Here is a 13933-nt window from a genome sequence, read left to right as displayed (position 1 = left end):
GGTTCGGATTGCGGTGCGGAAGGCGGCGGGCATGGGCGGCAGCACGGTCGGCAGGGGCAGGAAGGTCGGCAAGGGCGCGCGCGAGCACGTACGGGTGGCGGTGGTGGGGTCCGGCTTCGGCGGGCTCGGCGCGGCCGTCCGGCTGCGGCGCGAGGGGATCACGGACTTCGTCGTCCTGGAACGGGCCGACTCCGTCGGCGGCACCTGGCGCGACAACAGCTACCCCGGGTGCGCCTGCGACGTGCCCTCGCACCTGTACTCCTTCTCCTTCGCCCCCAACCCCGACTGGCCGCGCACCTTCTCCGGGCAGCCCGCCATCCGCGCCTACCTGGAGCGGGTCGCCGACACCTTCGGGCTGCGCCCGCACATCCGGCTCGGCCACGAGGTCCTGATGATGCGCTGGGACGAGCGGGAACTGCGCTGGGAGATCGAGACCTCGGCCGGCTCCCTGACCGCCGATGTCGTGGTGTCGGCGACCGGACCGCTGTCCGACCCGAAGACGCCCGAGATCCCCGGGCTCGCGGAGTTCCCCGGGAAGGTGTTCCACTCCGCCCGCTGGGACCACGACTACGACCTCGGCGGCAAGCGCGTCGCCGTGGTCGGTACGGGCGCCTCCGCGATCCAGATCGTGCCGGCCATCGCCCCCCGGACGGCCCGCCTGACGCTCTTCCAGCGGACCCCGCCGTGGGTCATGCCGCGCACGGACCGCGCCATCAGCACCGCCGAGCGCTGGCTGCACCGGCAGCTGCCCTTCACCCAGTCGGCCCGCCGCGGACTGCTGTGGGGGATCCGCGAGCTCCAGGTCAGCGCGTTCACCAAACGGCCCAACCAGCTCGGGCTGATCGAAACCCTGGCCAAGGCCAACATGGCACGCTCCATCAAGGACCCGCAGCTGCGGGCCAAGCTCACGCCCTCGTACCGGATCGGCTGCAAGCGGATCCTGCTCTCCAGCGAGTACTACCCGGCGCTGGCCCGGCCCGACGTGGACGTGGTCGCCTCCGGGCTCAAGGAGATCAGGGGCTCGGTGCTCGTCGCCGCCGACGGGACCGAGACCGAGGTGGACGCGATCATCTTCGGCACCGGCTTCCACGTCACGGACATGCCGATCGCCGAACGGGTGGTGGGCGCCGACGGACAGACCCTCGCGGACGCGTGGAAGGACGGGATGCAGGCGCTGCGCGGGGCGACCGCGGCCGGCTTCCCCAACTGGATGACGATCATCGGACCGAACACCGGCCTCGGGAACAGCTCGATGATCCTGATGATCGAGTCCCAGCTGAACTACATGGCCGACTACCTGCGCCAGCTCTCCCTCCTCGACGGCGGCGGCCCGGGCGGGCGCACGGCGCTCGCGGTCCGGCCGTCCGCCGTCAACCAGTGGAACCGGCGCGTCCAGACGCGGATGGAGCGGACGGTGTGGAACACCGGCGGCTGCACCAGCTGGTACCTGGACGCCCAGGGCCGCAACACCACCGTGTGGCCGGGCACGACGGGTGAGTTCCGGCGCGCCACGTTGACGGTCGACCTGGCCGAGTACGAGGTCCTACGCGTACGCGACCGCGAGCGCGACCGGGTCCCGGCCCCCGCCGCCGCGGCCGCCCCCGCCGCCGCCTCCGCGGCCACCGTGTCGGGCCCGGCCACCGCCCCCGCCGAGGAGGGGGCCGCGTGAGGCGCCCCGGCCACGTCACCGCCGGCCGGTACGCGCCGCCGGCCGCGGCCCGCGAACTGGTCGCCGTATCCGCCGACGGATCCCGGCTGCACGTGGAGGTGCACGGCGCGGAAGGGGCCCCGGCCGTCGTGCTCTCCCACGGCTGGACCTGCTCCACCGCCTTCTGGGCGGCGCAGATCCGCGACCTGGCCCGCGACCACCGGGTCGTCGCCTACGACCAGCGCGGCCACGGCCGCAGCCCGGCGGCCGCCACCTACGGCACCACCGCCCTCGCCGACGACCTGGCCGCCGTGCTGAAGGCGACCCTCGCCCCCGGCGAACGCGCCGTGGTCGCCGGGCACTCGATGGGCGGCATGACCGTCATGGCCGCCGCCGCCCGCCCCGAGTTCGCCGAGCACGTCGCGGCCGCCCTGCTGTGCAGCACCGGCAGCTCGCGGCTGGTCGCGGAGGCGACCGTCCTGCCGCTGCGCGCCGGGCGCGCGAGGACCCGTACGACCCGCGCCGTGCTGGGCTCGCGCGCCCCCCTCGGGCCGGTCACGCCCGTGGCCCGCACGGTGCTCAAGTACGCCACCATGGGCCCCGGGTCCGCCCCGGACCGGGTGGAGGCCTGCGCCCGCATCGTGCACGCCTGCCCGGCGGGCGTACGCCACGCCTGGTCCGAAGTGCTGGCGGGGCTGGACCTGGACGCCGAACTGGCCCGGCTGACCGTGCCGACCGCGGTCATCGCCGGCCGGGACGACCGGCTCACCCCCGTCGTGCACGCGCGGCGGCTGGCGGTGGCGCTGCCGAACTGCGTGGGCCTGACCGAACTCACCGGCATGGGTCACATGACCCCCGTCGAGGCCCCCGAGGCCGTCACCCGTGCCGTCCGCGAGCTGACGGGCCGCTACCTCCGCGCCCCGTCCGCCGCACCAGCCCCAACTGCCCCATCCGCCCCATCCGCCCCATCCGCCCCATCCGCCCCATCCGCCCCATCCGCCGTATCCGTCGTGGCCGCCGCATCCGACGCAGAGAAGGAGAAGACCGCGTGAGCGCTCGCAGGAGTCTGGAAGGCCAGGTCGCCGTCGTCACCGGCGCCGCCCGCGGGGTCGGCGAACTGCTCGCCCGCAAGCTGTCCGCGCGCGGCGCCAGGATCGCCCTGGTGGGCCTGGAGCCGGAGGCGCTCAAGGAGGTCTCCGGACGGCTGCACACCGACAGCGACCACTGGCACGCCGACGTCACCGACCACGTGGCCATGGCCCGGGTCGCGCGGGAGGTCAAGGAGCGCTTCGGAAAAGTCGACATCGTCGTCGCCAACGCGGGCGTCGCCGCCGGCGGTCCGTTCGGGGAGTCCGACCCCGAGGCCTGGCGCCGCGTCATCGAGGTCAACCTGATCGGCGGGGCCGTCACCGCCCGCGCCTTCCTGCCCGTCCTCATGGAGAGCCGCGGCTACTTCCTCCAGATCGCCTCGCTCGCCGCGATCACCCCGGCGCCGATGATGACGGCGTACTGCGCGTCCAAGTCCGGCGTCGAGGCCTTCGCGCACTGCCTGCGCGCCGAAGTCGGCTACAAGGGCGTCAGGGTCGGCGTCGGCTACCTCTCCTGGACCGACACCGACATGGTGCGCGGCGCCGACCAGGACGCGGTCATGCGCGAGCTGCGCGGGCGGCTGCCCTGGCCCGCCAACCGCACCTACCCGCTGGGTCCTGCGGTCGACCGGATCGTGGCCGGCATCGAGCGGCGCTCGGCGCACGTGTACGCGCAGTGGTGGCTGCGCGGCATGCAGGGCGTCCGCGGCTACCTGCCGGCGGTCATCGCGGCGGGCGGCAAGCGCGAGATGAAGCGCTTCGAACCGAGGCTCGCCGAGGTCCCCAAGGGGCTCGTGGGAGCGGGCGGGGCGGCCGACGAACAGGAGCGATCGGCCAACCGCTGATCGAAATGCGTGCTTTGTCGCTGCATGTCAGTCTGGTCGAGGCCCAACCACCGACACCCCGTACGGAGTGAGAAGCATGGGTATCAAGGACCAGTTCCAGGACAAGGCCAACGAGATCAAGGAACGCGCCGAACAGGCCAAGCAGGGAGCCGAGGGCGAGATGTCCGAGCGCACCGCGAAGGCCAAGCAGCAGAAGAAGGACATGAGGTCCAGGTCCCAGCGGCCGGCCGACGACATCAGGGGCGAGCTCGACGACCGGACCTGAGTCCTGGAACGACGGCCCAGCACGCGCCGAGGGGCGCGGTCCGACCGAGGAGGTCCGGATCGCGCCCCTTCCGCGTGTACCGCCGCCGTGTTCCGCTCCGCGTGCACCGCCGCCGTGCCGCTGCCGCTTGTACGGGCCGCCCGTACGCCTACTCCCGCGGCCCGTACGCCTACTCCCGCGGCGGCAGCTTCGGACGGCGGCGGTCCGGTACGTCGGTGTAGCCGGGCGGCACGGCCGCCGGGTCCTGCTCCAGCAGCTCCAGCGCCAGGTGCACGGCGTCGTCCAGCTGCGCGTGCCGCCCCTCCGCCCAGTCGAGCGGGGTGCGCAGGATCGCGAGGTCCGGCTCCACGCCGTGGTTCTCCACCGACCAGCCGTACTCCGGGAACCAGGCGGCGTTCATCGGCACGGTGATGACCGTCCCGTCGCCCAGGGTGTGCCGGCCGGTCATCCCGACCACCCCGCCCCAGGTGCGCTGGCCCACCACCGGTCCCAGGCCCAGCAGCTTGAACGCGGCGGTGATCATGTCCCCGTCGGAGGAGGTCGCCTCGTCGGCCAGTGCCACGATCGGGCCCCGGGGCGCGTTCGAGGCGTACGAGACCGGCTGCGCGTCGCGCGTCAGGTCCCAGCCGAGGATCGAACGGGTGAGTTTCTCCACGACGAGTTCACTGATGTGGCCGCCCGCGTTGCCGCGTACGTCCACGATCAGGGCGGGCCGGGACATCTCCATGCGCAGGTCGCGGTTGAACTGCGCCCAGCCGGAGCCGCCCATGTCGGGGATGTGCAGGTAGCCGCAGCGGCCGCCGCTGAGCTCGCGGACCACGGCGCGGCGTTTGGAGACCCAGTCCTGGTAGCGCAGCGGACGTTCGTCGATCAGCGGTACGACCGCGACGCGCCGGGCGCGGCCCTCGCCCTCGGCGGGCCGGAAGGTGAGCTCGACGGTGGTGCCGCCGGCCGCGGACAGCAGCGGGTAGGGGCCGGCGACCGGGTCCACGGACCGGCCGTCGACGTGGGTGAGGACGGCGCCGTCGCGGATGCCGGTGCCCGCGAGCGGGGAGCGGGCCTTGGAGTCGGAGGACTCGCCGGGCAGGATCCGCTTGACCACCCAGCCCTCCTCCCGGTGCACGAGGTTGGCGCCGAGCAGCCCGATGGCCCGCTGGTAGTGGGGCGGGCCCTCGTTGCGGCGGGCGGGGGAGACGTAGGCGTGCGAGGTGCCGAGTTCGCCGAGGACCTCGCGCAGCAGGTCGGCGAACTCGTCCGGGGAGGCGACGCGTTCGACGAGCGGCCGGTACTGGCGCAGCACGCCGTCCCAGTCGATGCCGCACATCTTCGGCTCCCAGAAGTACGCCCGGATGAGCCGGCCGGCCTCCTCGAAGGCCTGGCGCCACTCGGCCGCCGGGTCCACCTCGTGCAGGATGCGCCGCAGGTCGAGGTAGACGGTGGAGTCGCCGTCACCCGATTCGGTGGCCGGCACGGCGCGCAGGTCACCGTCGTCGTTGACGACGAGCCGGGTGCCGTCGCCGCTGACCGCGAACCAGTCCAGCCCCGACGCCAGTTCCGTCTTGCGCGCCTTGGTCATGTCGAAGTGCTCCAGCGTCGGCTTGCCGCTGGTGTCGGCCGGGTTGGCGAAGGTCTCGCCGAGCGCGCCGGAGATCGGCCAGCGCAGCCAGACCAGTCCGCCGCCGTGCACCGGGTGGAGGGCCGAGTACTTCGACGCGGAGACGGGGAAGGGGGTGACCCGGTTCTCCAGGCCCTCCACTTCCACCGTGACGGTGCCGTCGCCCTCGTCCGGTTCGCCCTCGACGGGGTCGAGTCCGCCGGCGGCGGGCCGGCCGTCGGGGGAGAAGGCGAAGGGGGAGGGGGTGGCCGAGGACAGCGGCACCAGGTAGGGGCGGCAGCCCAGCGGGAAGGACAGGTCGCCGGTGTGGACGTCGTACACCGGGTCGAAACCGCGCCAGGACAGGAAGGCGAGGTAGCGGCCGTCCCGTGTGAAGACCGGGTTCTCGTCCTCGAAGCGGCCGTTGGTGACGTCGACGACGACGGGTGCGCCGGGGCCGGAGATCTTCGCCATCTTGATCTGCCGCAGGGAGCGTCCGATGCCCGGGTGTGACCAGGTCAGCCAGCAGCCGTCGGGGGAGAAGGCGAGGTCGGTGACGGGGCCGTTGATCGACCGGATGAGTTCGGTGACCTCTCCTCTGGACTCCTCCGTCGCGTCGAGCAGCAGCAGCCGTCCGTCGTGGGAGGCGATGGCGAGCCGCTCGCCGTCGGGGTCGGACAGCAGTTCGGTGACGCGGCCCAGCTCGCCCGAGGCCAGCCGGCGCGGCTCGCGGTCGCCGGAGGCGCGGGGCAGGTAGGCGATCTCGATCGCGTCCTCGCCCTCGGCGTCGGTGACGTACGCGACCTGCCCGCCGCTGCCGAGCATCTCGGGCAGCCGGACCCGCACGCCGGGGGTGTCGGCGATGGTGCGGGCGGGGCCGTCGCGGTGGGTGAGCCAGTACAGGCTGCCGCGCACGACGACGGCGCTGGCCCGGCCGGTGGTGTCCACGGACAGCGAGTCGACGTTGCTGGCGGCCGGCACCTGGTACGTACGCCGCCCCGCGCGCGGGCCGCCGAGGCGGACCGGCAGCTTGCGCGGCGAGGCCCCTTCGGCGAGGGAGTCCACGAGCCAGATGTCGCCCGCGCACTGGTAGACCACGCGGGAGCCGTCGCTGGAGGCGTGCCGGGCGTAGAACTCGTCGTGGTCGGTGTGGCGGCGCAGGCCGGTGCCGTCGGGCAGGCAGGAGTAGAGGTTGCCGATGCCCTCGTGGTCGGAGAGGAAGGCGATCCGGCCGTCGACGAACATCGGGGATTCGAGGTGTCCCTCGATGTCCTCCAGGAGCCGTCGCCCGTGCAGCCAGAGCCGGCCGGTGGCGCCGCCCCGGTAGCGCTTCCAGGAGGCGGGTTCGTGCGGGGGCTTGCCGGTCAGCAGCAGGCTGCGGTGCTCGCCGTCGACGTCGGCGACCTGGATGTCGGAGACCGGGCCCCAGGGGAGGCGGCCGCCGGGGCTGCCGTCGGTGGGCAGCTTGTAGGCCCACGAGTAGTACGAGAAGGGCTGCCCGTGCGAGGAGACGGCCAGGATGTTGCCGTCCGGGTCCCAGCCGCAGACCCGGGTGTCGGTGGAGCCCCAGTGGCTGAGCCGGCGGGCGGGGCCGCCGTCGACGGGGGCGAGGTGGATCTCCGGGTCGAGGCTGCGCCAGGTGGTGAAGGCGATGTGCCGTCCGTCGGGGGAGAAGCGCGGGTGGCCGACGCGGGTGCGGTCGACGGTGATGCGCCAGGCGCGGCCGGGGGTCTGGCCCTCGGGGACCAGGGGGGCGACCCAGAGGTCGTCTTCGGTGGCGAAACACAGCAGGTCGTCGTGGAGGTGCGGGAAGCGGAGGTACGCGACGTCGTGACTCACCCCCCAATGCTTTCCGTGCCGGAGGGGCCCGGCAACTCGTACAGGTGACCGTGTGGCGCCCGTGTGGGTGACGCATGCGTGTGCCGGCCGCGTGACCCACGCCACCCCACTAGCGAAACGGAACGGTTTCGTTTCGTTAGGCGGGGAGGTAGGCTCTGAAGAGTACGGAACCGTTTCGTTCGGAGGAGGTCGCGATGAAGGCGAGTTGCCGGGTGACCGACGTCATGTCGGCCCGACGCAGCCGGATCACCCCCGAACGGGAAGCCGAACTCCACGGGGCGGTCCTCGACCTCCTGCGCGAGGTCGGCTACGAGGCGCTGACCATGGACGCCGTCGCCGCCCGTACGAAGTCCAGCAAGGCCACCCTCTACCGCCAGTGGGGGAGCAAGCCTGAGCTGGTCGCCAAGGCCCTGCGATGCACCCAGCCGGTCTCCCTGAGGGAGATCGACACGGGCACCCTGCGCGGGGACTTCGCGATGATGGTCGAGCGCTCCGACGACGCGCAGATGGCCAAGGACACCGCGCTGATGCGGGGCCTGGCCCATGCCGTCCACGAGAGCCCGGAGCTGCACCGGGCACTGCGCGACCTGCTCGTCGACCCGGAGATCAACGGTCTCCAGGCGATGCTGCGGCGCGCCGTCGAGCGGGGCGAGATCCGGCCGGACTGCCCGGCCCTGGACTTCGTGCCGCACATGCTCATCGGGGCGTTCATCGCACTGCCGCTGATCGAGGACCGGTCCGTCGACCGGGCTTTCCTCGGCCAGTTCATCGACGCCGTGGTCTTCCCCGCCCTCGGCGTCTGACGTCCCGCCCGGGTGCTCCGCCCGCGGCCGGCTCCCCGGCCGCACGAACGCGCGGAGCACAGCTCCCCAGAAGTACAGAACGTCCTTCCTGCTGCTCCTGACACGCCGCTCTCGTCGTCGGGCCGGCTTTCCACGCCCAGATCCGTCCCGGATCCATCCCACGACCTGAAACGGGAGAACCACGACGTGGCCACCTTCCTCTACCGGCTCGGCCGTGGCGCCTTCAGGCGCCGCGGCCTGGTCGCCCTCGTATGGGTGGCGCTGCTCGTCGCCGCGGGCTTCGGCGCCGCGACGGCCTCCGCGCCCACCTCCGGCTCGTTCTCGATACCCGGCACGGAGGCCCAGAAGGCCTTCGACCTGCTGGACGAGAAGTTCCCGGGCATGTCCGCCGACGGCGCGACCGCCCGCATCGTCGTCAAGGCCCCGGCGGGCGCCAAGGTCACCGACCCGGGCCCCAAGGCCGAGGTCGAGAAGCTCATCTCCGGGCTGAAGAGCGGCGACGGCGCCGCCCAGATCGCCACCGTCGACGACCCGTACCAGACGAAGGCGGTGAGCCAGGACGGCTCCACCACCTACGTCAGCGTGAAGTACAAGGTCAGCGGCATGGAGCTGAAGGACGACACCCGGGAGGCGCTCAAGGACTCGGGCCACGCGGCCCAGAAGGCCGGCCTCCAGGTGGAGATCGGCGGCGACGCGCTGATGGAGGCCCCGGAGACGGGCTCCGGCGAGGCCATCGGCATCCTGATCGCCGGCATCGTCCTCGTCATCACCTTCGGCTCGCTGGTCGCCGCCGGGCTGCCGCTGCTGACCGCGCTGATCGGCGTCGGCATCGGCGTGTCCTCGATCACCGCGCTCGCCAACGTCCTGGACCTCGGCTCCACCACCTCCACCCTCGCGATGATGATCGGCCTGGCGGTCGGCATCGACTACGCGCTCTTCATCGTCTCCCGCTACCGCGTGGAGCTCGCCGAGGGCCGCGAGCGCGACGAGGCCGCCGGCCGCGCCGCCGGAACCGCCGGCTCCGCCGTGGTCTTCGCCGGTCTGACCGTGGTCATCGCCCTGGTGGGCCTGGCCGTCGTCAACATCCCGATGCTGACGAAGATGGGTGTCGCCGCCGCCGGAACGGTGGTCATCGCGGTGCTCGTCGCCCTGACGCTGGTCCCCGCGATCCTCGGCTTCGCGGGCAGGAAGGTGCTGCCCGCCGGCCAGAAGAGCAAGCTGTTCGGCAAGGGCCGCCCGGCCGGCGCCGAGCCCAAGGCCAACGGCGGCACCCGCTGGGCGCGCTTCGTGCTGCGCCGCCCGGTCGTGGTGCTGCTGGCCGGTGTGATCGGCCTCGGCGTGATCGCGATCCCCGCGAGCAAGCTGGAGATGGGCCTGCCGGACGACGGCTCCAAGCCGGTCTCCACCAGCCAGCGCAAGGCGTACGACATGCTGTCCGAGGGCTTCGGCCCCGGCTTCAACGGTCCGCTGATGGTGGTCGTCGACGGTGACAAGGCGCTGGCCGACAGCACCGCCGACCGGATCAAGGGCCTGGACGGGGTGGCGGCGGTGATGCCGCCGCTCCAGAACGAGGCCAAGGACGCCGCGATCGTCAGCGTGATCCCGAAGGACCGGCCGTCCTCCACCGAGACCGAGGACCTGGTCCACAAGATCCGCGAGGGCAACGGCAAGGACGTGTTCGTCAGCGGCCAGACCGCGATGAACATCGACTTCTCGCAGAAGATGAACGACGCGCTGCTGCCCTACCTGGCGCTCGTCGTCGGCCTCGCCTTCCTGCTGCTGATGCTGGTCTTCCGCTCGATCCTGGTCCCGCTCAAGGCGGCGCTCGGCTTCCTGCTGTCGGTGGTGGCGGCCCTCGGCGCGGTCGTCGCGGTCTTCCAGTGGGGCTGGCTCGGCTCGCTCTTCGGCGTGGAGCAGACCGGTCCGATCATGTCGATGATGCCGATCTTCATGGTGGGCGTGGTCTTCGGCCTGGCGATGGACTACGAGGTCTTCCTGGTCACCCGCATGCGTGAGGCGTACGTCCACGGCGAGCGGCCGGGCCAGGCCGTGGTGACCGGCTTCCAGTACAGCGCCCGCGTGGTCGTGGCCGCCGCCGTCATCATGATCGCCGTGTTCTCCGGCTTCCTCGGCGCCAGCGACTCGATGGTCAAGATGATCGGCTTCGGCCTGGCGGTCGCCGTCCTCTTCGACGCCTTCGTGGTCCGCATGGCCATCGTGCCGGCGGTGCTGGCGCTGCTCGGTCACAAGGCCTGGTGGCTGCCGAAGTGGCTCGACCGGATCCTGCCCAACGTGGACGTGGAGGGCGAGAGCCTGCGCAAGCACCTCGGCGAGTCCGCCTCCGACGCCGGTTCGCCGGAGGACCCCGACAAGGAGCGCGCGCTCGTCAACGCCTGATCCGCGGGCGAGGACCGCGGGCCCGGCCTCGGCCGGGCCGCGGTCCGGACCGCCGGTTCTGGCCAACGCCCCGCGTCAACGCCGGGCGTCAACCCTGGGCCCGGAAAGTCACACCTGCCGAACGCCGGCCCCGTACCTGGAAGCCCAGGTGCGGGGCCGGTGGCGTTGCGCTACGCCGTCCGGGTGGTGGCGTACGTGCGGCGCAGGAAGCGGCGCAGCGCGGCGCTGTCGAACTGGAGGACGGCGACTCCCTCGGGCGAGTGGAACTCGATCACCACCTGGACGCGCCCGCACGGCCAGACGCGTACGTCTCCGCTCCCCGACGGGGCCAGCAGGCCGGCCTCCAGGAGGGCCAGGGGGAAGACCCACTCGTTGTCGGTGTCCTCGGGGGACAGTTCGGCGGGGAAGACGACGCGCACGGCCAGCGGCTCGGCGGGGGTGAAGCGCAGGGCCACCGGAATGGCCCGGTAGAGGGGCTCGTCGGTGATGACGCGGGCACGCACCCGCTCCTCGACGGCGGTCGGTGTGGCGGTGGCTGCTGGATTCTCGGCGGTCGCTGACATCGACAAGACTCCTCTAATCGGAACATTTCAGTCCGTTTGTCCGTCCAGCCTCGCACATTCCGACGAAACCGCACGGATCTATTTGTGACCTGGCTGCTCTTGCCAACGGTTTGCAACTGGGCACTACTCTTGAACGGTTAAAGACTTGTGCGAGAAAGAGGATGCGGAGCTACTCCATGCATGTGCCCGACGGATTCATCAACACACCCGTCTCGGTGGCCGCAGGAGTAGCGGCCGCCACCGCTGTCGCGGTCAGCCTGCGCGGGGCCCGCCGCGAGCTCGACGAGCGCACCGCCCCGCTGGCCGGCCTCGTCGCCGCCTTCATCTTCGCCGTGCAGATGCTCAACTTCCCGGTCGCCGCGGGCACCAGCGGCCACCTCCTCGGAGGGGCCCTCGCCGCCATACTCGTCGGCCCGTACACCGGCGTGCTCTGCGTGTCCGTCGTCCTGCTGATGCAGGGCATCCTCTTCGCCGACGGCGGCCTCACCGCCCTCGGCGTCAACGTCCTCAACATGGCCGTGGTGACCGTGGTCGTCGCCTACGCCGTCTTCCGCGGCCTCCTCAAGCTGCTGCCCGCCGGCCGCCGCTCGGTCACCGTCGCCGCCTTCGCCGGCGCCCTCCTCTCCGTGCCCGCCGCGGCCGCCGCCTTCACCGCCCTCTACGCCCTCGGCGGCACCACCGACGTCCCGATCGGCAAGGTCATCACCGCCATGGTCGGCGTCCACGTCCTCATCGGCATCGGCGAAGCCGCCATCACCGCCGCGACCGTCGGCGCCGTGATCGCCGTACGCCCCGACCTGGTGCACGGCGCGCGCCGGCTGACCGCCCCGCTGAAGCTGCGCGTCGGCGGCGAACTGGTCGACGCCCCCGCCCCCGCCGCCACCCCGGTGCCGGCCGCCGCCCGCTCCACCCGCAAGCTCTGGCTGACCGGCCTGGCCACCGCCCTCGTACTGGCCGGCTTCGTCTCCTTCTACGCCTCCGCCAGCCCCGACGGCCTGGAGAAGGTCGCCGCCGACAAGGGCATCGACACCAAGGTCGAGGAACACGCCGCCGCGGACTCCCCGCTCGCCGACTACAGCGTCAAGGACGTTTCCGACGCCCGGCTGTCCGGCGGCCTCGCGGGCGTCATCGGCGTCGGCGCGACCGTCGCCGTCGGCACCGGCGTGTTCTGGGCCGTGCGCCGCCGTCGCGCGCAGGACCTGACCGCGACGTCCACGGCCGCCCCGACAGCCGGCTGACATGGGAGCCGGCCACGCGCACAAGCTCTACCGGCACGGGCACTCGCCCGTGCACGAGCTGCCGCCACACTGCAAGATCGCCGCTACGTTCGCCTTCGTGGTCGTCGTCGTGTCCACCCCGCGCGAGGCCATGTGGGCCTTCGCCGGGTACGCCGTCCTCATCGCCGCCGTCGCGGCGGCCGCCCGGATCCCCGCGGGCTTCCTGCTGCGGCGGATGCTGATCGAGGTGCCGTTCGTCCTCTTCGCCGTGCTCATGCCCTTCGTGTCCCAGGGCGAACGCGTGGAGGTCCTCGGCATGTCCCTGAGCGTCTCCGGCCTCTGGGGCGCCTGGAACGTCCTGGCCAAGGGCACCCTCGGCGTGGCCGCCTCCGTACTGCTCGCCTCCACCACAGAACTACGCGCCCTGCTGCTGGGACTCCAGCGGCTGAAGCTGCCGCCGCTGCTCGTCCAGATCGCCTCCTTCATGATCCGGTACGGCGACGTCATCACCGACGAGCTGCGCCGCATGTCCATCGCCCGCCGCTCGCGCGGGTTCGAGGCGCGCGGCGTCCGGCACTGGGGGGTGCTCGCCAAGACGGCCGGCGCCCTCTTCATCCGCTCCTACGAACGCGGCGAGCGGGTCTACCTCGCCATGGTCAGCCGCGGCTACGCCGGCTCCATGCCGGTGATCGACGACGTCACGGCCACCCGCGCCCAGTGGGCGTACTCGGCCGTGCTGCCCGTGACGGCGCTGGCCGTCTGTCTGATGGGATGGACGCTGTGACGTCTCCTTCTCCTTCTCCTTCTCCTTCCTCCTCCTCCGCCGCTGCGTCCGAGCCCTCCCTGGAGGTGTCCGGGGTTGCCTACGCCTACCCCGACGGGCACCAGGCCCTCTTCGGGGTCGACCTCACCGTCGGCCGCGGGGAGCGGGTCGCACTGCTCGGCCCCAACGGCGCGGGGAAGACCACTCTCGTGCTGCACCTCAACGGCATCCTCGGCGGCGGGGTCGGCTCGGTGAGCGTGGCCGGGCTGCCCGTGGAGAAGCGGAACCTCGCCGAGATCCGGCGACGGGTGGGCATCGTCTTCCAGGACCCCGACGACCAGCTGTTCATGCCGACCGTGCGGGAGGACGTGGCCTTCGGCCCGGCGGCGGCCGGCCTGCGGGGCGCGGAACTGGAGGATCGGGTCCGCGAGGCGCTCGAACTGGTCGGCATGGCCGGCTTCGCCGACCGGCCGCCGCACCACCTGTCCTTCGGCCAGCGCCGGCGGGTGGCGGTGGCGACCGTACTGGCGATGCGGCCGGAGATCCTCGTCCTGGACGAGCCCTCCTCCAACCTGGACCCGGCCTCGCGGCGCGAGCTCGCCGACATCCTGCGGTCGCTGGACGTGACGGTGCTGATGGTGACCCACGACCTGCCGTACGCGCTGGAACTCTGCCCGCGCTCGGTGATCCTGAGCGAGGGCGTGATCGCCGCCGACGGGCGCACCCGCGACCTGCTGTGCGACGAGGCGCTGATGCGGGAGCACCGGCTGGAGCTGCCGTTCGGCTTCGACCCGCGGTCGGTGGCGGCGGCGTAGGGCGGCTCGCCAGGTGGTGACGTGACGTGGCGGCTAATGCCGCCGCGTTGCCGTGTGGCATTAGCTGGTGGTGTCGGGGTGTGGTGCGGGCCGGCC

Annotated in this window: 11 protein-coding genes; 9 read left to right on the top strand and 2 right to left on the bottom strand. The window is 72.5% G+C overall.

Features of this window, described 5'->3' with window-relative positions:
* Positions 1 to 31: 31 nt before the first annotated feature.
* The 4 genes from D1J60_RS14520 to D1J60_RS14505 all read left to right on the top strand — a co-directional run bounded on the left by D1J60_RS14520 (position 32) and on the right by D1J60_RS14505 (position 3846).
* Complete coding sequence (locus tag D1J60_RS14520) at positions 32 to 1669, top strand: NAD(P)/FAD-dependent oxidoreductase (RefSeq protein WP_125821380.1); 1638 nt, start codon at positions 32 to 34, stop codon at positions 1667 to 1669.
* Positions 1666 to 2700, top strand: coding sequence for an alpha/beta hydrolase (locus D1J60_RS14515; RefSeq protein WP_125821379.1), 1035 nt, complete (start codon positions 1666 to 1668; stop codon positions 2698 to 2700). The genes D1J60_RS14520 and D1J60_RS14515 overlap by 4 nt, the downstream gene beginning before the upstream one ends.
* The gene (locus D1J60_RS14510; RefSeq protein ID WP_125821378.1) at positions 2697 to 3581 is read left to right on the top strand and encodes an SDR family oxidoreductase; all 885 of its coding nucleotides are present in this window, start codon (positions 2697 to 2699) and stop codon (positions 3579 to 3581) included. The genes D1J60_RS14515 and D1J60_RS14510 overlap by 4 nt, the downstream gene beginning before the upstream one ends.
* Before the next feature lie 76 nt (positions 3582 to 3657).
* Complete coding sequence (locus D1J60_RS14505; protein ID WP_125821377.1) at positions 3658 to 3846, top strand: hypothetical protein; 189 nt, start codon at positions 3658 to 3660, stop codon at positions 3844 to 3846.
* Positions 3847 to 4015: 169 nt separating this feature from the next.
* On the opposite strand, the gene D1J60_RS14500 is transcribed toward D1J60_RS14505, so the two are convergent.
* The gene (locus tag D1J60_RS14500) at positions 4016 to 7279 is read right to left on the bottom strand and encodes a S41 family peptidase (protein WP_125821376.1); all 3264 of its coding nucleotides are present in this window, start codon (positions 7277 to 7279) and stop codon (positions 4016 to 4018) included.
* A 224-nt stretch (positions 7280 to 7503) separates the two neighbouring features.
* On the opposite strand from D1J60_RS14500, the gene D1J60_RS14495 reads away from it, so the two are divergent.
* Both D1J60_RS14495 and D1J60_RS14490 read left to right on the top strand, forming a co-directional pair.
* Positions 7504 to 8082 (top strand): TetR/AcrR family transcriptional regulator, encoded by a 579-nt coding sequence (locus D1J60_RS14495; RefSeq protein WP_125824027.1) that lies wholly within the window; start codon positions 7504 to 7506, stop codon positions 8080 to 8082.
* A 186-nt stretch (positions 8083 to 8268) separates the two neighbouring features.
* On the top strand, positions 8269 to 10479 hold the full coding sequence (locus tag D1J60_RS14490; RefSeq protein WP_125821375.1) for an MMPL family transporter: 2211 nt from the start codon (positions 8269 to 8271) through the stop codon (positions 10477 to 10479).
* Positions 10480 to 10649: 170 nt separating this feature from the next.
* On the opposite strand, the gene D1J60_RS14485 is transcribed toward D1J60_RS14490, so the two are convergent.
* Positions 10650 to 11042 (bottom strand): SsgA family sporulation/cell division regulator, encoded by a 393-nt coding sequence (locus D1J60_RS14485; RefSeq protein WP_125821374.1) that lies wholly within the window; start codon positions 11040 to 11042, stop codon positions 10650 to 10652.
* 176 nt (positions 11043 to 11218) lie between these two features.
* Between D1J60_RS14485 and D1J60_RS14480 the strand changes: the two genes are divergently transcribed.
* From D1J60_RS14480 to D1J60_RS14470, 3 genes are read left to right on the top strand one after another with little or no spacing between them, the layout of a single operon-like run.
* Positions 11219 to 12280, top strand: coding sequence for an energy-coupling factor ABC transporter permease (locus tag D1J60_RS14480; protein ID WP_125821373.1), 1062 nt, complete (start codon positions 11219 to 11221; stop codon positions 12278 to 12280).
* 1 nt (position 12281) lies between these two features.
* Complete coding sequence (gene cbiQ, locus D1J60_RS14475; protein ID WP_125605163.1) at positions 12282 to 13043, top strand: cobalt ECF transporter T component CbiQ; 762 nt, start codon at positions 12282 to 12284, stop codon at positions 13041 to 13043.
* Positions 13031 to 13837: an ABC transporter ATP-binding protein gene (locus D1J60_RS14470; protein WP_241253266.1), complete on the top strand. Its 807-nt coding sequence runs from the start codon at positions 13031 to 13033 to the stop codon at positions 13835 to 13837. The genes cbiQ and D1J60_RS14470 overlap by 13 nt, the downstream gene beginning before the upstream one ends.
* Positions 13838 to 13933: the final 96 nt, after the last annotated feature.

Source organism: Streptomyces sp. W1SF4 (assembly GCF_003950035.1).
Classification (GTDB): domain Bacteria; phylum Actinomycetota; class Actinomycetes; order Streptomycetales; family Streptomycetaceae; genus Streptomyces; species Streptomyces racemochromogenes.
The sequence above is the reverse complement of the archived record's forward strand: the minus strand, read 5'-3'. Positions and strand labels throughout refer to the sequence as shown.

Excerpts from the sequence above, each read along its gene's own strand:
- D1J60_RS14520 (WP_125821380.1), top strand. The coding sequence starts at position 32 with ATGGGCGGCAGCACGGTCGGCAGGGGCAGGAAGGTCGGCAAGGGCGCG.
- D1J60_RS14505 (WP_125821377.1), top strand. The coding sequence starts at position 3,658 with ATGGGTATCAAGGACCAGTTCCAGGACAAGGCCAACGAGATCAAGGAA.
- D1J60_RS14495 (WP_125824027.1), top strand. The coding sequence starts at position 7,504 with ATGTCGGCCCGACGCAGCCGGATCACCCCCGAACGGGAAGCCGAACTC.
- D1J60_RS14485 (WP_125821374.1), bottom strand. The coding sequence starts at position 11,042 with ATGTCAGCGACCGCCGAGAATCCAGCAGCCACCGCCACACCGACCGCC.
- D1J60_RS14480 (WP_125821373.1), top strand. The coding sequence starts at position 11,219 with ATGCATGTGCCCGACGGATTCATCAACACACCCGTCTCGGTGGCCGCA.
- cbiQ (WP_125605163.1), top strand. The coding sequence starts at position 12,282 with ATGGGAGCCGGCCACGCGCACAAGCTCTACCGGCACGGGCACTCGCCC.
- D1J60_RS14470 (WP_241253266.1), top strand. The coding sequence starts at position 13,031 with ATGGACGCTGTGACGTCTCCTTCTCCTTCTCCTTCTCCTTCCTCCTCC.